Genomic DNA, 25,360 nt, shown 5'->3' with positions numbered 1-25,360 from the left:
GACTACCAGCGGTAATGGGAGAAGGCCTTGTTGGCCTCCGCCATCCGATGGGTGTCCTCGCGTTTCTTCACCGCCGCGCCGCGGCTGTTGGCTGCGTCCATCAGCTCCGCGGCCAGACGATCCACCATGGTGGTCTCCGAACGCCTGCGCGACAGGTCGACCAGCCAGCGGATGGCGAGCGACTGACGGCGCAGCGCGCGCACTTCCACCGGCACCTGATACGTGGCGCCGCCGACCCGGCGCGACCGCACCTCGACCTGCGGTTTGACGTTCTCGATGGCGTCGTGGAACACCTTGAGCGGATCCTGACGGGTCTTCTTCTCGATCACGTCGAACGCGCCATAGACGATGCGTTCCGCAACGGACTTCTTGCCTTGCAGCATCAGGCCGTTGGTGAATTTCGTGAGGACGACGTCCCCGTACTTCGGATCCGGCAGGATCTGGCGGACTTCGGCGGCGTGGCGGCGGGACATGGCGGGCTTTTCCTGACCGAGACCTACTTGGGCCGCTTGGCGCCGTACTTGGATCGGCGCTGACGGCGGTTGGAGACGCCCTGGGTGTCGAGGGTGCCGCGAATGATGTGGTAGCGGACGCCGGGCAGGTCTTTGACGCGGCCGCCACGAATCAGCACCACCGAGTGTTCCTGCAGGTTGTGCCCCTCGCCAGGGATGTAGCTGGTGACCTCGAAACCGTTGGTCAGGCGCACGCGCGCCACCTTGCGAAGCGCCGAGTTCGGCTTCTTCGGCGTGGTGGTGTAGACGCGCGTGCAGACGCCGCGCTTCTGCGGACACTGCTCGAGCGCCGGAACCTTGTTGCGGACTGCAGGCGATTTGCGCGCACCGCGGACGAGTTGGTTGATCGTTGGCATAGGCCCGTTCCCGGCAGTCCTTCCAGGTATGATCTCAAACCAAGACCGCTTCGGCGCATCGGTTTCCGACGACGCCAAAGCCGGGAGGAGACAAACGATCTCTCCCAGCGCTTCGATGAGCGGGCTCGGTACCCATGTATTCGTAAGCGTTCCGGACCGCGTCTGAGCCGTGCGGCTCACCACCGGTCCGTCAGCGACGAGAGCCGGATACTATGGGCGGCTCTCCGGTGCGTCAAGCAACAAAACCTTCTAATTTCTTACCGCGTCAGTTCGCCGACGCGCCTCTTACGCGGGACGCGAGCCTTGCTCGTCTCTTATCCAGGACGCGAGCCTTGCTCGTCCAGGCGCACCGGATTTGCCTTGGCGATGCGGTCCAACTCAATGAGCACCTGGAGGATCGCCGGCAGATCCCGCATGGCGATCATGTTGGGGCCGTCGGACGGCGCGCGGTCGGGATCGGGGTGGGTCTCGATGAACACTGCCGCAACGCCGACGGCGGCGGCGGCGCGGGCCAGAACCGGGGCGAAGCGGCGGTCGCCGCCCGATGCGGTTCCCTTGCCCCCCGGCTGCTGCACCGAGTGGGTGGCGTCGAACACCACCGGGCAGCCGGTCGCCGCCAGAATCGGCAGCGCCCGCATGTCGCTGACCAGCGTGTTGTACCCGAAGCTGGCGCCGCGTTCGGTGACCAGCACATGGTCGTTGCCGGAGTCGCGGATCTTGGCGACCACGCTCGCCATGTCCCAGGGAGCCAGGAACTGGCCCTTCTTGACGTTCACCGCACGACCGGCGACGGCGGCGGCGACGAGCAAATCGGTCTGGCGGCAAAGGAAGGCGGGGATCTGCAGCACGTCCACCGCTTCCGCCACGGGCGCGCACTGCTCGGCGGTGTGAACGTCGGTCAGCACCGGAAGTCCGGTCACGGCGCGGATCTCCGCCATCACCGGCAGCGCCGCCGCCATGCCGACGCCGCGCGCGCCGCCGAGACTGGTGCGGTTGGCCTTGTCGAAGGACGTCTTGTAGATCAGTCCGAGCCCGAGGCGCCGCGCCATCTCGGCCAAGGCATGGGCGCACTCCAGGGCGTGGCCGCGGCTCTCCATCGCGCACGGGCCGGCGATGAGCACCAGCGGCAGATCGTTGCCGATCGTGACGGATCCGACGGGGACGCGTCGCGGCGCGTTCATGATCGGGCCGCCGCGGGGATCAGCGGGTCGTGGCCGGCGGAAATCAGGCTTAGGTTGCAGAGAAAGCGCCGCCGCCCGTTCCGTTGCGGTGATTCTGCCCGGTAAAGTGGCGGAAAGGGTCGATTCGGCGCCACTGAGTCCAGGCTAACGCCTTGATTCAGTGGAAAATGTGTCCGAATCCGCGGTGCGCGGCGTATGCAGATGTATGCAAATGTATGCAAAACACTGCTTAACGCACTGCCACGCAACGATTCAACTAGAGCTTGTGTGCCGGCGGCGGCGATCGGCATGCGCGCTGCCTGCTGCCGGCGCACCCGCGCCGATATCAAGGATAATGAGCCTTTCCGCGCGCGCAATGTCAAATCCTCGAAACCTCGTACTACTAAACCCCGTCCATCCTGCGTCATTGCCAAGACTTGACCGGTTCCGCCGCCATCCGCAACGACAAACCGCGGCCGCGGCAAGAAAGCCAGGGAAAGCATGGACCCGTGTGCCGGACGGCCTAGAATGGGCGCATCGGGTGCGGTGCAGGGGCAGCGCCGCACTGCATCTGGCGGATCATGCTTCGCTCGGCCGCCCTTAAGAACTGAGTCGCGAATGAGCCAGCCCGGTCAGGACCCCGCCAGTGACCGCAACGCGTTGGCGGAGGATCGCAATCTGCTCGCGATCGAAAGGACGTTCGCCGCCTGGCTCCGCACCGGGCTCGGCGGGCTCGCGGTCGGCGTGGCCTTCGAGCGGTTGTTCCCGGATACCGATCCCGTATGGATCTCCAAGGCGGGCGCCACGTGTCTCATCACCCTCGCAATCGGCATATTTCTCTTCAGCCTCCGCGAGTATCTGCGGGCGCTCCGCCGCCTCGACCCGCATACGCTGCCGAAGCTGCCGGTAGCGATACCGGTCATCCTCGTCGCTCTGGCGGCCGCTGCTGCCGTCATCGCCGGAATGGTCTTGTGGTTTTTCTAGAGACCTGGTGCTTGCGCCCGAATCATTCGACTGGCCCGTGCACCAGGCTTTCCTCGGTTCCGATCTGCGGGCAAACGCCGGCGCCCGCCATGGAACGGAGGCGATGCTCCGGAGCACTTCCCATCCACGCGCAGTGGTGGTATAGACCAGGAAAATGATTGTATTCATGCGCCTGCGGTTCAGTAACGCGCGGTTCAGAAAGGAAGCGATAATGACTTTCCCTTCCAACTCCAGGATCGGCCCCTGGATCCGGCCCGGTCTGTGGCGCGGTTTTGCCCTGCTCACGGCGGGCGCTCTAATGCTGATGACGACGCCGGCGTTCTCCTTGTCGATCGAACTCAACCAGGTGAAGTACGGCCAGACGTTCCCGCTCGCCGGCGGCAAGGCCGGCGGCGTGCCCAAGGGGTATTCGGGAGGCGGATCGCTGGGTGGCGTCATGAAGAACGCCGAGCAGGTTTGGGAGACGGCGATCACCGACAAGGATCGGGTGCTCTTGAATTTCGGCTGGGGCACGCTCGAATACAAGGTTCTCGGACAGACGACCGTTTCCGGGAAGAAGGCGACATTGGTCTTCAACAACAAGAGACGGGACTGGTTTATCGACAAGACGCCCTTCAAGAACCAGGAGTTCGGCCCGCTGAGAACGAAGCGCGCCACGATCGACGGCAAGACCATGAACAGCGCGCGCTACAACAAGGCGCTCAGCGGCGGTCCGGCAGACGACCGCTTCGACCTGGTCACGGTCGCCCGCCATGAAGTCGGTCACGGCGTCGGCGCCTCGTTCCACTTGAAGGCCGAGATCAAGAACCTGGATCAAGCTTTGCTGGTGCCGAGCCTGCCTCCGGGCATGCGCCGAGACATCACCACGGTCGACGCGTGGGCAACGGCGGACCAAGCCGGCCATGATAGCTACCATCAGTACAGGGTCTACGCCACCCCCCTGCCCGCGAGCCTGCCGCTCGCCGCGACGGCTTTCGGCGCGCTCGGCATGATCGCGGCGCGTCGCCGACGCAAGACCGCGGCGTAGCACCCGCCACCGATGCCGTTGAGCGCAGACGACAGCCGGTCGCTTTACGAGACAGTGGAGGCGCCGTCCCTCAGCTGCGGCCTGCGGCGTGGTCGGCGGCGAACGCGCCGCGCTTGCCCAGCGGCTTCTCCGCCCCCACGGTGGTGTCCTTCGCGGTCTGGTGCTCCATCTCGGCGTTGATCTCGGCAGCTAGCAGAAAGACATAGGCGCTGATGTAGAACCACATCAGCAGAATGACCACGGCGCCGAGCGAACCGTACGTCTCGTTGTAGCTGTCGAACGCGGACACGTACCATGAGAACAGCATGGAAACACCGACCCAGAGGATCACCGCCCCGGACGCTCCCCAGCTCACCCAGCGCCAGCGCGGCGCCCGGCGGCTCGGCCCGTAGCGATAGAGGGCGGCGAACGCGATCATCGCCAGAACCAGCAAGATCGGCCAGCGAAGGACGGAGATCAGCCACTGCGCCGCATCGCCGAGGCCGAGATTGCCCCCGACACTGTCAAGCAAAGCCGGCACCACCACGATGAGCGCCAGGGTGACGATGGTGCCGATGATCGCGCCGAGAGTGAGCAAGAGGGCGGTCGCGTTGAACTTGAGGAAGTTGCGCTTCTCGTCTTCGCGGTAGGTGATGTTGAGGGCCCTCATCAGCGCCTTGGTGCCCTTGGTGGCGGACCACAAGGCGAGCAGGATGCTGCCGATGGCGACCAGGCCGAGGCTCTGCGCCGGCTTGGCGGCGACGGCGGTGAGTTGGCCTTCGATGATCGAGCGCCCGGCCTCGGGAATCATGCCGGTGAGTTGCTGCATCTGGGCCTGAACCGTCGCCGGGTCCATGACCAGGCCGAAGATGGCGACCAGGGCGGCGATGCCGGGGAAGATGGCCAGCAGCCCGTAGAAGGCGACGCCGGCGGCGATCAGATCGACGTTGTCCCGCGACACCTCGTCCTTCACCCGCCACAATATCTCCCGCCACCCCCGCCGGGGAATCTGCGACGGCCGCGCAGCAGAGCGGCCGGAGGGCTGCTTCGGTTCATCCGCCTTGTCTTTGCTCTTCCGTCTCAGCGCAACCATCACAGCCTCCTCGGGTGGAGTTGCAACACGTCACTCTCTGGGCGATGTGCGCAAGCGGCGTGCGAACGTTTCGGCGCGAAGGCGCAACGTCTTGATCCGGTGGAAGTTCCACCGGATCAAGACACACTGCAACCGTTCTCTGAAAAACGAGCGGCGGAGCGCTCGGGTTGAGCAAGCCGCTCCGCCGTCCGCAGGCGCTGCGTTCGCTAATCTCGTGGCCTCAGGCCGCCTGCCTCCGCCACTTGCCGACGCCGACCAACGTCGCCAATGCCGTGAGGAACATCCAGACGGCCGCCGGCAGCGGCGTCGCCCGCACCTGGAAGTCGGTGGTGAAGGCACCGTCGCCGCCTTGGCCGGTGATGTCGAGGGCGAAGGCGATGTCGAGGATGCCGTCGGCGCTGACGTAGGTCCCCATGTCGCCGAGCCGTTCCGTCGTGCCGCTGAAGTACGCCAGCGCCGCCGCAACGTCGGTGAACACCCGCTCGAAGCTGACGGCGCCGCCTTCCACATCGACCGCGAACTTGATGCGCTCGATCGCGCTCGCAGCACCGTCGACCGCGGCACTGAGCAGGTCGAGCCGCAGAACTGGCGCAGCGGCGATTAAGGACGCCACGTCGGCGGCGAAGTCGAGCCGGCTGGTATGAGTGTGGCGATCGTCGCTGCCGAGAGTAAATCCGGCGCCCAGCGTTCCGGCCGCGACCGTCACCCGCGAGGCGCCGCGAACGTCGGCCGGACCTTTGGCGCCGGGAAACAGGCTGCCGTAGGCGATGGCGCCGGTCTGCGGGCTGGCGCCCGCCCCGCCGAACACCGAGTGCGGCCGGAAGATCGCCGCCCCGGCCTTGGCGACGTTGCGCACCGGGCCGTCGGCCGCCGCATGCGCCGTCACCGACCCCGCCGGCCCGCGTGCCACCGCCTGCGCATCGGCCGATCCGGGGAGCCCGGCAGGTGCGGCGCGCATGTTCCAGTCACAGCACCCGGAGCCGCCAAGTCCGCCCTCGGCTTCGGCGACTGCCGATATGCGTCCCCGCCCGCTCCCTTCTGCATGTGCGTCGGCATTGCCGCCGTCTCCGGATGGATCGCCCCAAGAAAAGCCATTGTCGCCCCCGGCACCACCGGCCGCTTTGGCCCGAACGTCCGTGAAGCGACCGTTTTTGCCGAACGCGCGTGCCGATGCTGCACCGCCGAAGCCGTGCTCGAGATCAGCTTCGTTGGCGTCGCCGCCATCCGCCTCGGCCACTGCTCGCACGTGATCGGTGCCCCGCGCCTCAGCCACCGCTGCGGCTTGACCCCCATCGAGTTCATATCCCCCGCCAATATACCCCGCTGCGTCACTGCCTCGCGCCAGCGCGCTGGCGACGGCGCTACCGGCTTCGACCTTCGTCGTGGCCTTCGCGTTGGCATCGGCACCGCTGCCGAAGACGGGAACGCCCCCGTTCGCACGGGCCGTGGCCGTTCCGAGGCCTTTGCCGACGATCGCCGTGGATCGAGCCACGGCATCGCCGCCCTTGTTGCCAGGGTACGATCCGCCTCTACCTTCTTGGCTACCTCCCGTAGCCATGGCATCCGCGTGCGCTGCGCCGCGCCTGGCCTCAGCCACCGCTTCGGATAGGGCCTCGCCTCCGCGACCCGGTATCTCGCTCGCCTCGCCTTGACCACCAACTCCACCAACCGCGGACGAAAGAGCAGTCGATGTCCCGCTACGAACTTTGGCTCGCGCTTCAGAGGCAGCACTACCGCCATGGCCCGCGCTGTTATAAGGCGCGCCCTCACCGCCTGCGCCACCAGCGGAATGCGCTACGGCCGTCGCATCGGCATCAGTAGCGGTCGCCACTGCGATGGCGTCGGCTCCTCCGCCGGCGCCGGCGGCGGAGCCCGGAGGTCGGCCATTGCCGTCTGCTCCATGACCTCCCGTCGCCCTGGCGTCCGCGCTTGCGCCCACGACGGTCGTGGACGTGATGGCGATCGCCTCCGCGTCGCCGCCCGCACCGCCGGTGGTATTATGGCCGCTTCCGACACCGCTGATGCCGCCGGTGCCGCCGATGGCGGTTGCGGAGTGGCTGGGGCGCGACGTGCCGCTGGCTTCGGCAATAGCGTCGCCGCCGCGTCCGCCAACTGCGCCTTCGCCGTCGTTGTAATCCGATGGAATACCTGCTCCGCCGTTGCCGCCAGCACCGCCATCACCACCTATCGCCGTGGCCGAGACCGTGGCGCCGTTGGCAAAGGCATCACCGCCCGGTTGTCCCGGCTGGCCGTCCTGACCGCGTGTCCCCGGCACTCCGTCCTGGCCGTCGGAACCGTCTGCTCCGAGATCCACCACCTGTGCCGCCGCCGGACCGGCTACGCCCAACGCCAGCGCCAAAGCCGCGACCACCATCAAACATTCGTGCTTGTGTTTCAAGTTTGTCCCGCCTCTTCATTCCGCTATAGCATCATGCCATGCGCTTGTTGACGACGCTGCCACGATGCCGCACCCTCGTCAAGCAATAGTAGCAGCAGGCCGAAAAGTGCCACTGCAGAGGGCATCGTACTTCGTCGACAGTTCGCCGCCCTGCCCTACACCCGCCGGAACTGGGTGATGGCGGCGCGGATGAATGAGGGGAGCTTAGATCCGGCCGAATGCCTTGCATCCGCTGAACGGAGGCCTATTCTTAGATGCATGGGCGGATCGTGCCCTTGAACGAATAGACCTGTGAGCCGGTTCATTCCGACGCCCCGCGATGCGGGTGCACTTCGGTGCTCGGGAGTGGGCCGGCTCCAGCGATTCTGGCCAGCTCTATGCTCCGTCCGCTCTACGCCATTCTTCTCGATGGCGGTTTCGTCACCAAGAAGCTCTATTCGGAACTAAAACGACACCCCACGGCAGACGACGTGGTCGGCCTTTGCAATCGACTGCGGTCAGTGCCGGAGGTCACGGACTACGAGCTTCTGCGTATCTACTACTACGACGCTTATCCTTCATCCGAACAGGTCAAGCGGCCGGTCAGCGGTGCAAAGTACGATCTCGCCACCACCGATCGGTTTCGAGGCTCGCAAAGTTTCTTCGACCAACTGGTGCTGAAGCCCTACTTCGCTTTGAGAATGGGGCACGTTGTCCTCTCCCCCGAGAGGTGGCGGATCAAACCGAGCGTCGCTCGAAAACTTGTTCAAGATGCTCGCCCGCTCAAGGACGACGACTTCGTTCCCGACATCTCTCAGAAAGGTGTCGACATGAGGGTCGGCATGGACATGGCGCGTTTGGCGCTGCGAGAGAGCGTGCGGGCCGTGATCGTGGTCACCGGCGATTCGGACTTCGTCCCGGCCTTCAAGTTCGTTCGTCGGGAGGGTGTCAAAGTGATTCTCGAGGCTATGGGACATGGAGTGCGCGTCGAACTCAAGCAGCATTCGGATGTTGTGCTTGAAACTTCGCCCCGGTGACCATTGCGCCTGCGTTTCCGTGACGCCGTCTACACCAGCCTTGACTGGGCCATGGCGGCGCGGATGAAGGAGGGGAACAGGGGGTGGGGGGCGAAGGGCTTGGATTTGAGCTCGGGGTGGAACTGGACGCCGATGAACCACGGGTGGTCGGGGATCTCGACGATCTCCGGCAGGAGCCCGTCGGGCGACATGCCGGAGAAGCAGAGGCCCCTGCTCTCCAGCACCGCCAGATAGTTGTTGTTGACCTCGAAACGGTGGCGGTGGCGCTCCGAGATGCGATCCGCGCCGAAGATCTCGCGCACCCGGCTGCCGCCCCGGATGACGCAGTCGTATGCGCCGAGCCGCATGGTTCCGCCGAGGTCGCCCTCCGCCGTGCGCCGCTCAAGGGCGTTGCCGCGCATCCACTCGGTCATCAGGCCGACCACCGGCGCCGGGCACGGGCCGAACTCGGTTGAGCCGGCGTCGGGGATGCCGGCCAGGTTCCGGGCGGCTTCGACCACCGCCATCTGCATCCCGAAGCAGATGCCGAAATAGGGCACCCGCCGCTCGCGCGCGAAGCGCGCCGCCTGCACCTTGCCGCGCGCGCCGCGTTCGCCGAAGCCGCCGGGCACGAGAACGCCATGGACGCCGTCGAGACGGTCGAGCACCCCGCCGTTGTCGAACACCGCCGCGTCGATCCAGTCGATGTTGACCTTGACCCGGTTGGCGATGCCGCCGTGGATCAGCGCCTCGGTCAGCGACTTGTACGCGTCGAGCAGCCCGGTGTACTTGCCGACGACGGCGATGTTGACCTCGCCCTCGGGGCGGGTGAGGCGATCGACGATGTCGTGCCAGGTGGAGAGATCGGGCGGCGGCGTGTCGAGGCCGAAATAGCGGCAGATCTCGTCGTCGAGGCCCTCCTGGTGGTAGGTGATCGGCACCGCGTAGATGCTGCTCACATCGAGGCCGGGGATCACCGCCTGTTCCCGCACGTTGCAGAACAGCGCGATCTTGCGGCGCTCCGCCGGCGGAATCGGCCGGTCGCAGCGGCAGATCAGCAGGTCCGGCTGGATGCCGACGTTGAGCAGTTCCTTGACCGAATGCTGGGTCGGCTTGGTCTTGAGTTCGCCCGCCGCCGACACGAACGGCACCAGGGTGAGGTGCACGAACATGACCCGCTGACGCCCGAGGTCGTTGCCGATCTGGCGGATCGCTTCCAGGAACGGCAGGCCCTCGATGTCGCCGACGGTGCCGCCGATCTCGACCAGCACGAAGTCTTCGTCGCCGTCGAGGTCGCCCAGCACGAACGCCTTGATGGCGTCGGTGATGTGGGGGATGACCTGGATGGTGGCGCCGAGGTAGTCGCCGTGGCGCTCGCGGGCGATGACGTCGGAGTAGATGCGCCCGGTGGTGGCGTTGTCGGATCTGCGCGCCGGCACGCCAGTGAACCGTTCGTAATGGCCGAGGTCGAGGTCGGTCTCGGCGCCGTCGTCGGTGACGTAGACCTCGCCGTGCTGGTAGGGGCTCATGGTGCCCGGATCGACGTTGATGTAGGGGTCGAGCTTGCGCAGGCGCACCTTGAACCCGCGCGCCTGCAACAGCGCGCCGAGCGCCGCCGAGGCCAAGCCCTTGCCGAGGGAGGAGACCACGCCGCCGGTGATGAATATGAACCGCGTCATGGACCTGCAGTGTACAGCAAATGGGCCAGAGTTAGAAAGAAAAGTCAGAAAGCAGAGAGGCGGCCCGAAAGCCGCCTGCCTGAGTTTCCATGACCGTCTTCCGACGTTCGCACCGCCTCAGCGCTCCAGCGGCACCACCGGGCCTTCCGGCTCCACGGGCTGTTCCTGCGCGGGCGGCGGCGTTTCGTCCAGGATCGACCGGCTGCCGCGCCCGGTCTCCGCGAGCTTGGCGAGGGTGAGGCTGGTGACGATAAAGCCGACCGCCAGGATCGCGGTGGTCCGCGTCAAGAGGTTGCCGGCGCTGCGTCCGGTCAGGAATCCGCTCATGCCGCCGCCGCCGCCGATCCCCAAGGCGCCGCCCTCGCTCTTCTGCAGGAGGACGACGCCGACCAGGGCGATCGCCAGGATCAGATGGATGACCAGAACGACGTTGATGATGCCGTCCAACGAACACTCCTTTGTCCTGTAGGCCTGGCTTGAAGGCGCAGGCGCGTTCGGCCCGGCCGCGCGACCTTACGACGCGCTATTGGCAATGGTCATGAAGTCGTCGACCTTCAGCGAGGCGCCGCCGATGAGGCCGCCATCGATGTCCGGTTGGCGGAGCAGTTCCGCCGCGTTCTTCGCGTTCATGGAGCCGCCGTAGAGCACCCGCATGTCATCGGCGACGGCCTGGCCGAGCTTGCCGGCCAACTCGCTGCGGATCATCGCGTGCACTTCCTGGGCCTGCTCCGGCGTCGCGGTGCGGCCGGTGCCGATCGCCCACACCGGCTCGTAGGCGACGACGGTGTTGTCGGCGGTGGCGCCGTCGGGCAGCGAGCCGAGGAGCTGGCGGCGGTTGACGTCGATGGTCTTGCCGGCGTCCCGCTCCTCCAAGGTTTCGCCGATGCAGACGATGGCGACCAGCCCGGCCTTGAGCGCCGCCTCGGCCTTTGCCTTGACGATGGCGTCGGTCTCGGCGTGGTCGGTGCGACGCTCCGAGTGGCCGACGATGACGTGGCTGCAGCCAGCGTCCTTCAGCATCGCCGCGCTGGTGTCGCCGGTGTGGGCGCCCTTCTCGTCCATGTGGCAATCCTGGCCGCCGACCATGATGTTGGAGCCGGCGACCGCCTCGACGATCTTCGGGATCAGCACGAACGGCGGGCAGACCAGCATGTCGGCCTTGTCGCCCTCGCCCGCCTTGCGCCGCTCGGCGAGGCCGGAGGCAAGCGCCAAACCGTCGGCCTTCAGTCCGTTCATCTTCCAGTTGCCGGCGGCGAGGATGCGTCGGGCCATTGATCTTCTCCCTGATGGTCTATAGTTGGCGATGAGTCGCTATGGCTGGATGTGAAGCGCGGCCTCTTTACCACGGCCGCTCGCATGCGTCCAACAGGAAGGCGCGGCCGGCGCGAGACGCGGACGTCGCCGAACAGCGAGGCGAAATGGGAAGCGTCGCAGCTCCGACGACGCAACCCGCTTGGTGCAGCAAAATCCTCCCGCTTCCTTCGATTGATAATGAGTCGTAGACTTCTTCATCAACACCGGGCTGGCGGAAAACCGCCCCGTCTTGTCCAAGTCACACATGGAGGCCCGGAGGCCCGGTCGCACGGCGGGTAGCCTCTGAAGGGCCTTGAACGGGAGGAGTGACGATGGTCCGAAAGCATTTTGGGCGCGTGCTCATGGTGGGCACCGCCGCGTTCACCACGCTGGCAATCGAGCCTGGGGATGCAGACGCACACGGTCCGCAGCATGCGGTCGTTCCGGCCGCCGAACCGCCGGCGGCGTCGGATGCGGATGGAACGCCATCCGGACTCCTGATACCGGCGCATTTGCTGGCGGCGGTGTGCGGCGATCCCGCCGTCGACCGGAACTCCGGCTTCAAGCAGCGGCTTCAACTGGCGAAAGCCTCCAGCGACCAGGTGAATGCCTACGGGGCTGCGCCGCCGCCACTGTTCGAGAACCTGGGCGACGATTCCTTCGCGATTACGACGAGCAGCGATGAAGCGCAGCGCTATTTCGATCAGGGCCTGAGACTGGCATACGCGTTCAATCATCCGGAAGCGCTCCGCGCCTTCCGCTACGCCGAGACGCTGGACCCGAAGTGCGCCATGTGCGCCTGGGGGCAAGCCTACGTGCTCGGCCCCAACATCAACGCGCCCATGGACCCGTCTGCCATCGGTCCTGCCAGGGAGGCCGCGGACCGAGCGATGGCGATGCGGGGCGGCACCGGCGCCCTCGAACAAGCCCTGATCGAGGCGCTGGACTCCCGCTATTCGCCGGATCCCGAACTCGAACGCGCCGTCCTCAATCAGGCCTACGCCGACGCCATGGCCGAGGTGGCGGACGCTCATGCCCGCAGTGCGACCGTCCAGTCCCTCTATGCCGACGCGCTGATGAACGTCTCGCCGTGGAACTACTGGGAGGAAGACGGCAAGACGCTGAAACCACCGGTCGCCAACCTGGTCCGGACGCTGGAGACGGCTCTCGCGAACGAGCCTCGCCATCCTTACGCGATCCACCTCTACATCCACGCGGTCGAGGCCTCGCAGACGCCGGAGCGGGCGGAGACCCATGCCGATCATCTGGCGGCGGAAATCCCCGGCGCCGGTCACATCGTTCACATGCCGTCGCACATCTACTTCCGCATCGGCCGCCTGCGGGATTCCATCGCCGCCAACCGCGACGCCGTCGCCGCCGACGAGGCCTATCTGGCCCAGGTCTCGCCGGACGGCCTGTATCCCTACTCCTACTACCCGCACAACGTGCATTTCTTGCTGGAGTCGGCGCGAATGGCCGGAGACGGGGCGACGGCGGTGGCGACGGCGGAAAAGCTGCCGGCGACCACCATCGACGACGTGTCGGCGATGCTGCCGCGGGTTCAACTCATCGACGCGGCGCCCTACTTCGCGCACGCCCAGTTCAGCGAACCGAAGACCATTCTCGCCCTGAACGATCCCGGTGACCGGCTGCCCTACGTCAAGGCCATGTGGCACTACGCGCGCGCTGTCGCCTACGCGGCGGGCGGCGATGCGGATGCGGCCAGGTCGGAGGCTGACGCCATCGACGCCATGAGAGAAGGCGTCGACTGGACGGGCATCGTCGAGGGCGGCGTTCCGGCCCCGCAACTTCTCGAGCTTGCCGGCCACGTCATCGACGGCCGGATTCAGCAGGCGGCAGGGGATTACCGGGGCGCAGTGGCGGCGTTCGAGGAGGCAGTGGCGATCGAGGATGCCCTTCCCTACCTGGAACCGCCGTACTGGTACTATCCGGTCCGCCAGTCGCTCGGGGCGGCGCTGCTCCAGGCCGACAGGCCGGCCGAGGCCGAGACGGCCTTCAAGGCGGCGCTCGAGCAGTTCCCGAACAACGCGTGGTCGCTCTATGGACTGAAGGAGGCTCAGGAAGCGCAGAACCTGACAGCCGCCGCCGCCGAGACGGAGGAGAAACTGAAGGGTGCGCTGGTCGGCGACATGGCGGAGGTGGACCTGGCGCGGTTGTAGGTTGGAGCCGATTGCAGTTCCGGAGCGAGCGCGATCGGCCGGGTCCGGTTGATCGCCTGCTGCTTCGGGTTGGTGACCGGTTCCGCCGACGGCGGGCTCAGAAGTCGCGCGTTTCGCCGGGCTGCATGACCACGATGTCGCCGTCATAATTGCCGAGGGCGTCGATGAACTGCTCCGGCGTTCCCTTGAGCGCCGGCGTGGTGCCGTAGTGCATGGGCACCACGATCCTGGTCTTGAGCAGGGTCTTGACGGCGAACGCCGCGTGCGCCGGATCCATGACGAAGTGTCCCCCGATGGGCAGGAACGCGACGTCCGGCCGGTAGAGCTCTGCGATCAACGCCATGTCGCTGAACACGCCGGTGTCGCCGGCGTGGTATAACGTCGGTCCGTCCGTCAAAGCGATGATGTAGCCCGCGGGCTCGCCGCCCGGGTGGTTGCGGTCGTCATGGACGAAGTTCGAGCTGTGCTCGGCGCGCACCATGGTGACGGCGACGCCGTCGCCGATGGGCCGGATCGTGCCGCCCTTGTTGAACCGGATCAATTGTTCCGAAGGCACCAGGCCGAGCAGGCGGAACGTGGTGCCGAGGTCGGCGTTCATCGCCACCTTGGCCCCGGTCATCTCCGCCAGCTTCACGGTGTCGCCGACGTGATCGCCGTGGCCGTGGGTGACCAGGATCAGGTCCACCGGGCCGATCTTGCCGAGATCCTTCAGCTCTTCGGGCGTCTTCGGATTGCCGGTGATGAACGGGTCGATGAGGATGACCTTGCCGTCGCCGGTCGTGATCCTGAACGCCGACTGCCCGAACCACTGCACCTCCGCCGCCACCGCGGCCAAGGGCGCCGCCAAGAGCGCCAATCCGAGCAGAGCCGATGACCATAGCCGTGCCGACATGAGCATCCCTCCCGATTCTTGGTCATCCTGCGCAGGCGCTTGCCGCGCCGTTAGAGGTACATGGTGAGCGCACGAAGCCATTCAAACCGCGACTGCCTTACATGAACTGCACATGCGGTCAGTGTAGCGGCAAGTTGTTTCTCTTTATCATCCTACGGTTGACGTACAATCTGAAGCCACCATATACGTCACATACCCGGTGAGCGGCTTTCATGCAGAGCAAACTGACACTCCGCCTCGACGACGAGCTGATCCGCAAGGCCAAGGATTACGGCCGGCGGCGGAGGAAATCCGTATCGCAGATGGTGGCGGAGTACTTCCGCGCCCTCGATACCACCGGATCCGCAGAGGCCGACGCGACGCCGCCTCTGACGAGTTCGCTTTGCGGGCTCCTCAACGATGTCAAGGTTGACGAGGCCGATTACCGGGCGCGCCTTGAAGACAAATACTCTTGAAGCTTCTCCTCGACACGAACGTCGTTCTCGACGTTCTGGTCGCGCGGCAGCCGCTTTTTTTTCGGCGCGAGGGATATCTTCAGTCGCATCGAGCGCGGGGAACACGCCGGTTTTCAGTGCGCGACCACCGTCACGACGATCCACTATCTCGTCGCCAAGTCCGTCGGCCGGAAAGCTGCCGACGAGGCGGTTGCCGTTCTGATGTCGCTGTTCCGTGTGCTCCCGGTGACGCACGCTGTTCTCGATTCCGCGCTCAAGGCGGGATTTGACGATTTCGAGGACGCGGTGCTTCACGAGACTGCGCGTCACGCGGCACCAGACGGTATCGTCACCCGCGATGCCACGGGATTCCGTACCGCCAGCGTGGCCGTGTATCAGCCGGATGAATTCATCCGATATGGGAGTCGGCGGAGCGCCGATGAGGCGACAGTGGCGGGTCCGCTGCCAACATCCGCAACATGTTACGAGGTCTTCGTCGAGAGACCGGCTGTTTTTGCGGTGCCGCTTGAAGTCTCGCCGGAGGGCGCTCGTCCGTTCAATCCGGCGCATTCAGATCCGCCAACAACCCGTCGACGGAGCCGAAGGGCGCCAAGCCGCCGCGCCGCGCCTGCGCCACGGCAGCGACCGTCTCGCCGTTCGGCACCTTGAGCGCGAACGGCAAAGCCTTCTCGGCCGCGACGCGAACCAGCATGAGAAGGATAGCGTCGGACACCGTCAGCCCCCCGGCTCTTGCGAAGAACTGCGGCAGGCGCCTGTCGGGACAACGCCTATAATTATGGCTGCGGCGCGAGTTGCGACGGCGCTGCCATGATCATCGTTCCGTGCCCATTCGGTTCGCGCCAGAGAACAATACCATTCGCCCACAGCACGCGCTCCACGTGGATGTTAAGCGCATAAAAGTCGGTGCGCGTCCAAGTCTCTTTCTGCCAAAAGCGCTGAAGGTCTTTGGAGAACACCTCAATCCAACTGGTGAGTTGGCGCGCTGCCAGTGTAGCGCGAACGTCGCTCTCGCTGGTCGAGAAATCTAGCCTGCTCGTGCCGTGGCGGTGGCCGAGCAGCCGCGCCGTACTGATCAGCATCTCGCTCGCCGCACCGTGCGCGGTCTCGAACAGCTTGGGATAGTCCGGGCTGTCGGCGTGCTCTTCCTTCGCATTCGCAATCGTCACCGAGGCGTTGTCGAAGCTGTTGATCAAGTACTTCGAGAATTCCTGTTGGACCATTGCGTCCGCGCCAAACTGGGCGCTGTCGCGTGCATAGCGATACGCCCGCACGGCTTTGCGAACGGCACAGTGCAATACACCGTCGTGATCGGTCATCAACACGGGCTCTAGCAAGAAAGAGGGAAGCGCCTTCTCAATCTGGCTCAAGGTGCAAGCTTGCACTAGCCCCGCGACGAGGAAATGGAGTGCCATCTCAGCATGTTCCTGCTCGTCAGCGATGAGCGATTGGCCATAGGCGGCATGCATCACGATGCGTACCTTGGCAACGCCATCCCGCAGAACCAGCGCGGTCGCCGCTCCTTGCGCGATGTAGTCGGGCACCCCTTCCGGCGTCGTGTCGATGTCGAAACTGCGCTCCAGATCGTTAAGCGCGCCCTGATGGTCCGCAGCGAACGTAATACCGTCGAGGCGCTCAAGATCGAAAAGTGGTCGGACATGCTCGAGGAGCCTTTGCGTCATCTCACTGATCGGCCTAACTTCTTCCTCTGTGCCGAGGTTGGTAAAGGTTAACTGGTAGCTCACCGGCGGCAACGTCGGTCGGTCGCTGCCGCTTTCATCAGATAACCGCTTGTTCGGAAGCACATCTTTCAGCGCAGCCTGGACAACAGCGTCGATTTTAGTTCTCCAGCGCTGGCCCATCTTCGCGCCCAATTGGGCGAAGAAAGGCGATTGCGACGCGGTGATGAAAAGTTCGTCGCTGCAAGCTGCCGCATCGCAATTGAAGTTTGCAAGATCGGGCGCATCGCGGCCGGGCCGCACACCGACCAGCAGCTTCTCCGATGTGATCGGCATGACAACGGCGGAAACGGTGGCCATCGTTGTCATCATGTAGGGAAGGAACGGGCCTCCTTCTTCATCCGCCCCGAGTGCCACGCAATCGGGCAAGATCGCGCCCTCTGGCGGGGCGGCGCGAATATGCCACTCCAGCGCTTCGAGCGAGGTCTTGCGCGGTTCTGCGATCAGTGCTTGCCCAAGCGCTTTATTGTGACCGTCGCGCACCAGGTCATGGAGTCGATCCAACACTGAGGTGAACGCATCCGTGACGCCCCAAGTCTTCGCGTCGAAGCTTCCGACGACATGCTCCTTCGCCGCCATGAATATCATCCTGTCCAAGAGGCTCTTGGGGATGGACAGCAACTCCAGCAGGGTTTTGAGATGGAGTTCCTTATCGAGTACCGACGCTATGTGCTCGTTCCAAATCTGGTTGGGCTCTGGCTCGGCTAAGCCCGACATCTGCACGACCGTGTCTTCGTCGGAAAAGGCTTCGGTCGCCGCCTTCACGAACTTCTCCATCACGCTGCTGAAGGAGCGGCGCATGTGCGCGCTACGTGGTGTCAGGTGCGCGATCACCTCTGCGGCCACACCCGCATTGACCGCGCCGTCAATCGACACCGCACGCAGGTTGATCAGCAGGCCACCCAACCTGTTCTCGTAGTTAGTGATCAGGTCATCAAGAGTTTTACTTCCGTCTCTCGATAGGCGCGAGTAGAAGTAGCGTTGCGCCGCCACGTCGCTGATCGACGCGGGAAAACTGCTGCCGTCCCGACGATGCACGTAGGTCTTTTCGGTCTTCACGTCGCAAAGAAATCCGCGTTGCAAAGACTGCGGGACATGATGTTGTTTCCTGCCTGCCACGATTGTCCTCAATGCTGTCGGCGCAATTTAGCTGATTTGCCTCAGGCTCTTCTAGCTAACATTGGAGAGGGTTTGCGCGCACGCTAACAATGAGGACGCGAAAGATATGCTCGCGGGCTTGAGCCGCCATCGATCGTGAATCAGCCCAAGTTGCGCTCGTGAAGGTTCGTGCGCGGCGAGTTCCTAAAGCAGCACCATGAAACACAAAAATCTCCAGGAAAGGCTGAACATAGCACCTCGCCGCAGCACCCGCCGTTCTCGCCCCTACCCCTCCGCGGCGAACCTTACGGCTTCTTCGGCGGCGCGGATTAGGGCGCGGGCTTTGGAGCGGGATTCCTGGTATTCGGCTTCCGGGTCGCTGTCGGCGACGACGCCGCCGCCGGCCTGGACGTAGAGGACGCCGTCCTTGACGACGGCAGTGCGGAGCGCGATGCAGGTGTCCATCTGGCCGTCGGCGCTGATGTAGCCGATGGCGCCGCCGTAGATACCGCGGCGCTCGGGCTCCAACTCGTCGATGATCTCCATGGCGCGGATCTTCGGCGCGCCGGAGACGGTGCCGGCGGGAAAGCCGGCGAACAGGGCGTCGACGGCGTCGTATTTCGGGTCCAGTTCGCCCTCGACGTTGGAGACGATGTGCATGACGTGCGAGTAGTGCTCGATCTCCATCATCCCGGTGACGCGGACGGTGCCGACGCGGGCGACGCGGCCGACGTCGTTGCGGCCGAGATCCAGCAGCATCAGGTGCTCGGCCCGCTCCTTGGGGTCGGCGAGCAGCTCCTCGGCCAGCGCCCGGTCCTCCTCCGGCGTCTCGCCGCGGCGCCTGGTGCCGGCGATGGGGCGGATGGTGACCCGGCCTCCGCGCACCCGCACCAGTATCTCGGGGCTCGACCCCACGACGCTGAAGCCGCCGAAGTCCAGGAAGAACAGGAACGGCGACGGGTTGAGGCGGCGAAGCGCCCGATAGAGCGCGAACGGCGGCAGCTTGAACGGCAACTGGAAGCGCTGCGACGGCACCACCTGGAAGATGTCGCCGGCGAAGATGTACTCCTTCGCGCGGGCGACCATGGCGTGGTAGCCGTCGCGGCCGACGTTGGAGGTCGGCATCGGCAACTCTTCCGCCTCCTCGGCCGCGGCGCGCCGGTAGGGCAGCGAGCGGCCGAAGTCGGCGACGATGTCGGCGAGGCGCTTGCGGGCCTGGTCGTAGGCGGCGCGGGCGGCCATGCCGTCGTCCGGCCATGCCGGCGTCACCACCGTGACCGTGTCCTCGATGGTGTCGAACACCGCCATCACCGTCGGGCGCAGCAGAATACCGTCCGGAACTCCGAGCGTGTCCGGGTTCGTATCCGGAAGCCGCTCCACGAGGCGCACCATGTCGTATGACATGTAGCCGACCAGCCCCGCTGCCATCGGCGGCAGCCCCGCCGGCAGGGCGATGCGGCTCTCGGCGACCAGGGACCGGAGGGAGGCCAGGGCGCCGTCGCGCGCCGCCACCGGGCAGGGCGCGAACGCGTCGGGATCGAAACGGGCCTGGCGGTTGATGTGAGCCTGGTTGCCGGAGCAGCGCCAGATCAGATCCGGCTTGAGTCCGATGATCGAGTAGCGGCCGCGGACCGCGCCGCCTTCGACCGATTCCAGCAGAAACGCGTTCGGGCGGCCGTCGGCGAGCTTGAGCATGGCGGAGACCGGCGTCTCCAGGTCGGCGACCAGGCGGGTCCACACCACCTGCGGCCGACCATCGTCGTAGACCGCAGCGAACGGCTCGAGCGCCGGGTGGACGTCCATGGTCGGCGCCTACTGCTGCTGCTGCGGCTGAAACAGGTCGCTGAGCACGCGGGTGTTGGCTTCGACCGGATGCCGACGCTGCAGCGCCCCGGCAAGCTGGTCCACGATGTCGGTCTGCAGCGCCTCGGTCAGTTCATCGCGCAACGTCGCCACGGCCTCGCGGTCGGCGCGCGGTTCCGCTTCGACAACCTCCCGCACGCGGGCCACATGGACGGCGCCGCCGGCATCGACGACGACCACGCCTCCCGGTTCGGTCTCGAACAGCGCCGATACCAGGGACCGAGGCCAGCCGGGTTCGCCACCCTCGCCGGAGCGCTTGACCGGCGCGCCTGTGACCGCCTCGTAGCCTTTGTCCCGCGCCGCTTCACCGATGGGCCGGCCGCCACGAACCTCGGCGGCCAACGCCTCCGCGGCCTGCCTGGCGGCTTCGGCCCGGCGCTCGGCCATGACGGCGTCCCGCACCTCATCGCGCACCGCGTCCAGAGGTTTGCGCTGGGGCGGCGTGGCGGTGTCGACCCGCACGATGAAGTAGCCGTCGCTGCCGGTCTGGGTGAGCAGGCTGTCGCTGCCGACATCGGTCGCAAACGCCGTCGCCGGCAGCTCCGGCGGGATGTCGGCCACCGCCGCACCCTCGGCATCGCGGCCGGCGGCATCGAGAGCCGGAACGCGGATGAGCTTGAGGTTTAGGGACCGCGCCGCGTCCTCGAGGGAGGCGCCGCCGCCGAGCGCGTCTTCCAGGCGAGTAGATAGATCGTACAAGGCATCCACCGCCTTCTCGCGCGCAATCATCTCCGACAGCTCGTCGCGGGCCTCGGCGAGCGTCCGCGTCCGAGCCGGCTGCACTTCCGTCACGCGAATGAGGTGCCAACCGAGCGGCGAGCGGATCGGCGCCGTCACCTCTCCGTGCGCCGTTGCGAACACGGCGTCGGCGAGTTCCGGTATCAGTTCCTCCCTGCTCATGGCCCCGATGTCGAGGTCGCTGCTCTCCAGCCCGGCGACCTCCTTGGCCACGGCGGCGAAATCGGCGCCTTGCTTCAGACGTTCGGCGGCGCGCTCGGCCGACGCCTGGTCCGGAAACAGGATCTGCTGCAGGGAGCGGCGTTCGGGTTCGGCATATTCGTCCTGGTGCTCGTCATAGGCGGCCTGCAACTCCTCTTCGGACGCCGCCATCTCCGCGGCCAGATCGGCGGCGGTGAGCACCACCGCCGTCACCTGGCGGATCTCCGGAGTCGTGAAGGCGTCAGGATGGGAGTCGTAGTAAGCCTGCAGCGCCGCCGCGTCCGGTTCCGGCACCGCCGTCATCGCCGCCGCTGCGATCGGCACCACCTCCGCGACGCGCGCTTCGTTGCGGAACCGATAGGCCTGGTCGACCAGAGCCTCCGGCGCCACCACGCCGGCCTGCAGGGTGCCGATGTACTCGGTCCGCGCCAGATCGCGGCGCAGGCGCTCTTCGTACTGGCGCTCGCTGAAGCCGGCGTTGCGGAGCGCCAGGCTATAGACCTCTCGATCGAAGTCGCCTTCCGAGTTGCGGAAGTCCGGGTCGTTGCGGATGACCTTGCCGATGGTCGCGTCGCTGACCGCCAGACCCAGGTCCGAAGCACCTAGGTCTAGCAAGGTGCGATTGACGATCTGGCCGATCACCGCCTGCGGCAAGCCCATGGCGCGGGCTTGCTCGGCGTCAAAGCTTTGGCCGGAGAGCTGGCGCAAGCGCTGCATCTGGCGCTGGTAGTCCTCCGATATCGCTTGCGCCGGAATCTCGACGTCGCCGACCCGCACCGCCCAATCGCCGCCGCCCGGCGCAAGCGGATTGCCCACATACCAGAAGCCGGCGCCGAAGGTCAGCAACACGAGAATGAACACCGCCTTGCCGATCGGCGACATGGAGAACTTGCGAATGCTTTGCATCATGGCGGAGAGACCAGGGTTCGCGCGTACGTGGCGGTGGGACCATTCGGGGCCGGCATGATAGGAGCCGCATCCAGACGCCGCAAGGCGGTTGCCGGCGCCGGGCAGCACGCGCGCCACTCCAGTGCACAGACCCATTCGAATGACCTGGACATCTCCGGGAACCTGGACGTGGCGGCGCGAAGATCGTAGTCGTACGTCATGCAACAGGTTCAGGACACGCTTACGGTTCGCACCCGCGGTCAGGGGCTCACCGAGATGACCGGCGACGTCGCCGACTGGCTGGCGGGGCAGCCGATCGCAACCGGCCTGCTCACCATCTTCTGTCGACACACCAGCGCGTCGCTGACCATCCAGGAAAACGCCGATCCGGACGTGCAGCGCGATCTGGAGACGTTTTTCAAGCGCCTGGTGCGCGAGGATCGGTCGCTCTACCGGCACACGGCGGAGGGCGCCGACGACATGCCGGCCCACATTCGTAGCGCGCTGACCGACGTGGCCCTGACCATCCCGGTCGCGGAGCGTCGCCTGGCGCTCGGCACCTGGCAGGGTGTCTATCTGTTCGAGCACCGCACGCAGCCTCACGCCCGTCGGCTGGTGCTGCATCTGATCGGGGAGCCGTGAAGCCGGCGCTGTTGCAACCGCGCTTGCGTCGCCCGGGCACATTTGCGACGCTGGCGGGGTGCATATAATGCCAGCTTCGGAGAATGGGCGATCATGACGTTACCGCACGCGGCACCGGACGGCGTTGAGCGCGATCTCGCCGTCGGATACGAGGAGATGGACGGGGAACACCGTGTCCAGGTCGGCCTGTTGCAGGCGCTCCGCGACGCGGTGCTGCAGGATCGCCCGGCGGCCGATGTCGACGAGATCCTGGAGACGTTGCTCGAGTACTCCAAGGTGCACTTCACGTCCGAGCAACTGCTCATGCGCCTTCACGCCTATCCCGGATACCAGGCCCATCTCGCCGAGCACGACGATGCGGTCGAGAAGGTCGAACATTTGCGGGAAGCGGTCCGCGCCGGCCGGACCGCGTTGACCATCGAGGTGCTCGACGGGATCACCCACTGGCTCGTCGAACACATTCGGCGAACCGATCGCGCCCTCGGATTCTTCGTCAACCGGCTCGATCCCGGCCGTGAATAACGGCGCCTCCTGCGGACAAACAGCCCGCTGCGAACTGGTAAAGCGATCATGACTCCGTCATGATGCGTGGCTACGGGATTGTGAGGAAGGGGAGCAGGCCATGACGGATGTCGAACCCGACGCTGCACCGAAGCGCCACAGCGTGCGTGAGGCCGTCGGCGTGTTTCATGACGCCAACGCACTCGAGGCGGCGATCGACGAACTGCTGGACTCCGGGTTCGAGAGGGCGGAGATCAGCCTGCTCGCCAGCGACAAGTCCGTCGAGGACAAGCTCGGCCACGCCTATCGAAAGGTCACCGAACTGGAAGACGACACAGGCGCGCCGCGGGTAGCCTATGTGGATCGCGATTCGGTGGTCGAGGGCAAGACCGGGGTGATCGGCGGCCTCGCGTACGTGGGCGCCTTGGCCGCCGCCGGAGCGGTGGTAGCGTCGGGCGGCACCTTGGCGGCCGTGCTCGCCGCGGCGGTGGGCGCCGGCGGCGCCGGCGGGTTGCTCGGCACGTTCGCCGCGCGCTGGATCGGACGCGAACACGCAAAGACCATGCAGAGCCAACTCGACAAGGGCGGGCTGCTGCTGTGGGTGCATATCCGCGACGAGGACCATGAACGGCGCGCTGTCGACATCCTCAGCCGTCATTCCGCCGACGACGTGCATGTCCACGATCTGCCTGCGCAGGTGGAGCCTGAAGGCGACCCGCTCAGCAACTGGCAACCGGATCCGTTCCTGCCGAGCGCCAAGGTGTGAGAGGGACGGACTCGACCGCCGGAATCAGTCCCCGTCAGGCCGCTAATGCACATAGCCATTCGCAGGGTTCGGTCGAACGGGTCGCAAGCCGCCCGCAACACAAGACGTTACGCGCAGCAATGGTGAGTTCTTTGGATGCACCGCTGCACTAGCGGCGGCGGTAGATGATTTCCATGGTCTTGATCAGCTTGCCATCCGGGCCGGGCTGGTAGAACTCGTTGATCTCCTGTCCATCCGCGTCGACGCGGGACTCGATGCGCATGGGGACCGCCTTGCCGGCCATGGGGTCCGGCATCTCGCCCTCCAGCACCCGGACGTCTGCCACGTCTGCGCCGGGCTGCTCGACGGCGCCGTAGAACACCGCGACACCGGTCATCATGTTGTCGGTCCAGGTGCTCCAGTAGCGCCCGGTAACGTTGTCGTACCCTTCGTGACCAAGACCCTCATAGGGCTGGTCCCCCAGCCCGGCGCTGCTGAAGGATTCCTCGAGCACACGGCCGCCCAGGATCATCGTCCGCCTCGCCGAGCCGTCGCTCACCTCAGGCGGCTGCGACGCATCAACCCACATCCTTACGGTCACCGCCCACGTGCCGACGCGCTCCGCGAGCGCCAGGTGCCGGGAGCCGGGAAGTGCGGCCTTCGCCCATGCTTCCGTCATCGCGTCGCCGGACATGGCGGGGGCCCCGCTCGCCGTAGTTTCCGTGGTTTCCGCCGCGGCGGTCCGATCAGCGCCGAGCGTCAACCCAGGCACCGTCATCACCCACACCGCGGCGCCGATCGCCAGCCAACCCATCATGCTCATCGCCTCCTCCCGGAAAGCAGGTCGCCGAGCCTGCTCACGTGACGGCACGCGATCAGGGCCCCACGTGATCAGGGCCCCACCCGAGGGTGAGGCCCTGCCTGTCACTAACAGGCGCTGTAGAGCGCCGGCCGTTCGCACGATTTACTTGTAGTAGCCGACCGCGCAGACCATATCGTCGACCTTGGTGACGTACGCCACCTTCTGCACCGGCTCCTGCTCGTCCGGACGCGGCCACATATAGGAGACCTCGTTCACCTCGCCTTGCTCGGCTTCATCATAGAGATCCTGGCCGAACGCCTTGCCGCTCTTGTCCTTGAGCTCCTTCAGGTTCATCGCGCGAACCTTCTCGCTCGGATGAGCGACCATCTTGCCGTCCGGACCGCCGCAGTACGGATAGAGATCCCGATCCTTCATCTCGCCGGCGTTGATCTTCTCGATCGTGCCCTTCTTGTCGCTCTTCATGGCCTCAACGGTCTCGTCCAGCATCTTCTTGGCCTCTTCGGCCGTGCCGTAATCAGCCGCCAGCGCGGCCCCGCCGCCGAGCACCAGAGACAATGCAACCGCTGACACCGTGGTTGTGAATCGACGCATAGTCATCCTCCCGTTGTTTCATGTTCGGAGCCGATCATGCGGAACGCCTCCGATACCTAAAGGTCCCTGCCGAAGGTCGGCTCGTCGCCCACCCAGAGGCAAAGTCGTTGCAACAATCCCGGCATTTGAGGCGAAATGGCGGTCGTTGTCGAGTGGTCAATCCGGCGGTGCCGACAATTGTTGCGCGCCCATGCCGGGGACTTCCATGCGAAGCGCGGATCTCACGCAAGGTTGACTTTGCCGCGGCGGATCCCATCATCCCGGAAGCCGCCGCGGACACTCGTCGGCGTCGGGCAGTTCGTACGGGTCTAAATCTGGAGAACGATCATGACGAGGCTCAACGTTCGGCAAGTGACGACGGCGATGCTGGCCGCGGTCCTGGCGGTCGGCGCCGCGGCGTGCGGCGACACGTGGCGGGGCGTCAAGAAGGACACCCGCGACAACGTCAAGGCCACCGGCGAAGGCGTGGAGAAGACGGGCGAGAAAATCCAGAAATCGGTGCAATAGCGCCGTCTGGTGCGGAGCCCTCCT

General features: G+C 65.8%; 24 protein-coding genes. 9 read left to right on the top strand and 15 right to left on the bottom strand.

Going from position 1 to position 25,360, the window contains the following annotated elements; genetic code table 11:
- Positions 1-2 precede the first annotated feature (2 nt).
- The 3 genes from rpsG to kdsA all read right to left on the bottom strand — a co-directional run bounded on the left by rpsG (position 3) and on the right by kdsA (position 2,049).
- Positions 3-473 (bottom strand): 30S ribosomal protein S7, encoded by a 471-nt coding sequence (gene rpsG, locus IPM60_06535; protein ID MBK8907553.1) that lies wholly within the window; start codon positions 471-473, stop codon positions 3-5.
- Positions 474-496: 23 nt separating this feature from the next.
- Entirely contained in the window at positions 497-868 is a 372-nt protein-coding gene (gene rpsL, locus IPM60_06530; protein MBK8907552.1) for a 30S ribosomal protein S12, read from the bottom strand.
- A 314-nt stretch (positions 869-1,182) separates the two neighbouring features.
- Entirely contained in the window at positions 1,183-2,049 is an 867-nt protein-coding gene (gene kdsA / locus IPM60_06525) for a 3-deoxy-8-phosphooctulonate synthase (protein MBK8907551.1), read from the bottom strand.
- 597 nt (positions 2,050-2,646) lie between these two features.
- Between kdsA and IPM60_06520 the strand changes: the two genes are divergently transcribed.
- The gene (locus IPM60_06520; protein ID MBK8907550.1) at positions 2,647-3,012 is read left to right on the top strand and encodes a DUF202 domain-containing protein; all 366 of its coding nucleotides are present in this window, start codon (positions 2,647-2,649) and stop codon (positions 3,010-3,012) included.
- Positions 3,013-3,223: 211 nt separating this feature from the next.
- The gene (locus IPM60_06515) at positions 3,224-4,039 is read left to right on the top strand and encodes a hypothetical protein (protein ID MBK8907549.1); all 816 of its coding nucleotides are present in this window, start codon (positions 3,224-3,226) and stop codon (positions 4,037-4,039) included.
- Between the two features lie 70 nt (positions 4,040-4,109).
- On the opposite strand, the gene IPM60_06510 is transcribed toward IPM60_06515, so the two are convergent.
- Together IPM60_06510 and IPM60_06505 are read right to left on the bottom strand one after the other, a co-directional pair.
- Positions 4,110-5,111, bottom strand: a complete 1,002-nt coding sequence (locus IPM60_06510; protein MBK8907548.1) for a YihY/virulence factor BrkB family protein — start codon at positions 5,109-5,111, stop codon at positions 4,110-4,112.
- A gap of 220 nt (positions 5,112-5,331) precedes the next feature.
- Complete coding sequence (locus tag IPM60_06505; GenBank protein ID MBK8907547.1) at positions 5,332-7,509, bottom strand: hypothetical protein; 2,178 nt, start codon at positions 7,507-7,509, stop codon at positions 5,332-5,334.
- A 377-nt stretch (positions 7,510-7,886) separates the two neighbouring features.
- On the opposite strand from IPM60_06505, the gene IPM60_06500 reads away from it, so the two are divergent.
- Positions 7,887-8,525, top strand: a complete 639-nt coding sequence (locus IPM60_06500) for an NYN domain-containing protein (protein ID MBK8907546.1) — start codon at positions 7,887-7,889, stop codon at positions 8,523-8,525.
- A gap of 29 nt (positions 8,526-8,554) precedes the next feature.
- Here the strand turns inward: IPM60_06500 and IPM60_06495 are convergent, their stop codons facing one another.
- The 3 genes from IPM60_06495 to IPM60_06485 all read right to left on the bottom strand — a co-directional run bounded on the left by IPM60_06495 (position 8,555) and on the right by IPM60_06485 (position 11,455).
- The gene (locus IPM60_06495; protein MBK8907545.1) at positions 8,555-10,183 is read right to left on the bottom strand and encodes a CTP synthase; all 1,629 of its coding nucleotides are present in this window, start codon (positions 10,181-10,183) and stop codon (positions 8,555-8,557) included.
- A gap of 117 nt (positions 10,184-10,300) precedes the next feature.
- Complete coding sequence (gene secG / locus IPM60_06490; protein ID MBK8907544.1) at positions 10,301-10,621, bottom strand: preprotein translocase subunit SecG; 321 nt, start codon at positions 10,619-10,621, stop codon at positions 10,301-10,303.
- A 75-nt stretch (positions 10,622-10,696) separates the two neighbouring features.
- Complete coding sequence (locus IPM60_06485; protein ID MBK8907543.1) at positions 10,697-11,455, bottom strand: triose-phosphate isomerase; 759 nt, start codon at positions 11,453-11,455, stop codon at positions 10,697-10,699.
- Positions 11,456-11,808: 353 nt separating this feature from the next.
- On the opposite strand from IPM60_06485, the gene IPM60_06480 reads away from it, so the two are divergent.
- Positions 11,809-13,656 (top strand): hypothetical protein, encoded by a 1,848-nt coding sequence (locus tag IPM60_06480; GenBank protein ID MBK8907542.1) that lies wholly within the window; start codon positions 11,809-11,811, stop codon positions 13,654-13,656.
- A 97-nt stretch (positions 13,657-13,753) separates the two neighbouring features.
- Here the strand turns inward: IPM60_06480 and IPM60_06475 are convergent, their stop codons facing one another.
- Complete coding sequence (locus IPM60_06475) at positions 13,754-14,554, bottom strand: metal-dependent hydrolase (protein MBK8907541.1); 801 nt, start codon at positions 14,552-14,554, stop codon at positions 13,754-13,756.
- Between the two features lie 206 nt (positions 14,555-14,760).
- On the opposite strand from IPM60_06475, the gene IPM60_06470 reads away from it, so the two are divergent.
- Positions 14,761-15,003, top strand: a complete 243-nt coding sequence (locus IPM60_06470) for an antitoxin (protein MBK8907540.1) — start codon at positions 14,761-14,763, stop codon at positions 15,001-15,003.
- A 535-nt stretch (positions 15,004-15,538) separates the two neighbouring features.
- Here the strand turns inward: IPM60_06470 and IPM60_06465 are convergent.
- From IPM60_06465 to IPM60_06450, 4 genes are all read right to left on the bottom strand, one after another.
- Positions 15,539-15,694 (bottom strand): hypothetical protein, encoded by a 156-nt coding sequence (locus IPM60_06465; GenBank protein MBK8907539.1) that lies wholly within the window; start codon positions 15,692-15,694, stop codon positions 15,539-15,541.
- Positions 15,695-15,776: 82 nt separating this feature from the next.
- Complete coding sequence (locus IPM60_06460; GenBank protein MBK8907538.1) at positions 15,777-17,798, bottom strand: hypothetical protein; 2,022 nt, start codon at positions 17,796-17,798, stop codon at positions 15,777-15,779.
- A 324-nt stretch (positions 17,799-18,122) separates the two neighbouring features.
- Entirely contained in the window at positions 18,123-19,640 is a 1,518-nt protein-coding gene (locus IPM60_06455; protein ID MBK8907537.1) for an anthranilate synthase component I, read from the bottom strand.
- A 9-nt stretch (positions 19,641-19,649) separates the two neighbouring features.
- Complete coding sequence (locus tag IPM60_06450) at positions 19,650-21,683, bottom strand: peptidyl-prolyl cis-trans isomerase (GenBank protein ID MBK8907536.1); 2,034 nt, start codon at positions 21,681-21,683, stop codon at positions 19,650-19,652.
- 63 nt (positions 21,684-21,746) lie between these two features.
- On the opposite strand from IPM60_06450, the gene IPM60_06445 reads away from it, so the two are divergent.
- The 3 genes from IPM60_06445 to IPM60_06435 all read left to right on the top strand — a co-directional run bounded on the left by IPM60_06445 (position 21,747) and on the right by IPM60_06435 (position 23,436).
- The gene (locus IPM60_06445) at positions 21,747-22,169 is read left to right on the top strand and encodes a YjbQ family protein (protein ID MBK8907535.1); all 423 of its coding nucleotides are present in this window, start codon (positions 21,747-21,749) and stop codon (positions 22,167-22,169) included.
- A gap of 93 nt (positions 22,170-22,262) precedes the next feature.
- A complete protein-coding gene (locus tag IPM60_06440) occupies positions 22,263-22,691 on the top strand; it encodes a hemerythrin family protein (protein ID MBK8907534.1) in 429 nt (142 codons plus the stop codon).
- 100 nt (positions 22,692-22,791) lie between these two features.
- A complete protein-coding gene (locus tag IPM60_06435; GenBank protein ID MBK8907533.1) occupies positions 22,792-23,436 on the top strand; it encodes a hypothetical protein in 645 nt (214 codons plus the stop codon).
- A gap of 148 nt (positions 23,437-23,584) precedes the next feature.
- On the opposite strand, the gene IPM60_06430 is transcribed toward IPM60_06435, so the two are convergent.
- Both IPM60_06430 and IPM60_06425 read right to left on the bottom strand, forming a co-directional pair.
- On the bottom strand, positions 23,585-24,238 hold the full coding sequence (locus IPM60_06430) for a DUF1579 family protein (protein MBK8907532.1): 654 nt from the start codon (positions 24,236-24,238) through the stop codon (positions 23,585-23,587).
- A gap of 141 nt (positions 24,239-24,379) precedes the next feature.
- On the bottom strand, positions 24,380-24,829 hold the full coding sequence (locus IPM60_06425; GenBank protein MBK8907531.1) for a cache domain-containing protein: 450 nt from the start codon (positions 24,827-24,829) through the stop codon (positions 24,380-24,382).
- Positions 24,830-25,156: 327 nt separating this feature from the next.
- Here IPM60_06425 and IPM60_06420 point away from each other — a divergent pair, with 327 nt between their 5' ends.
- Positions 25,157-25,336 carry a hypothetical protein gene (locus IPM60_06420; protein ID MBK8907530.1) on the top strand — a complete coding sequence of 60 codons (180 nt, stop codon included), beginning with the start codon at positions 25,157-25,159 and terminating at the stop codon, positions 25,334-25,336.
- Positions 25,337-25,360 lie beyond the last annotated feature (24 nt).

It is taken from the genome of Rhodospirillales bacterium (genome assembly GCA_016710335.1).
GTDB lineage: Bacteria > Pseudomonadota > Alphaproteobacteria > Rhodospirillales > Defluviicoccaceae > JADJXQ01.
Note: the sequence above shows the minus strand (reverse complement) of the source record. Positions and strands in the feature narration are given on the sequence as shown.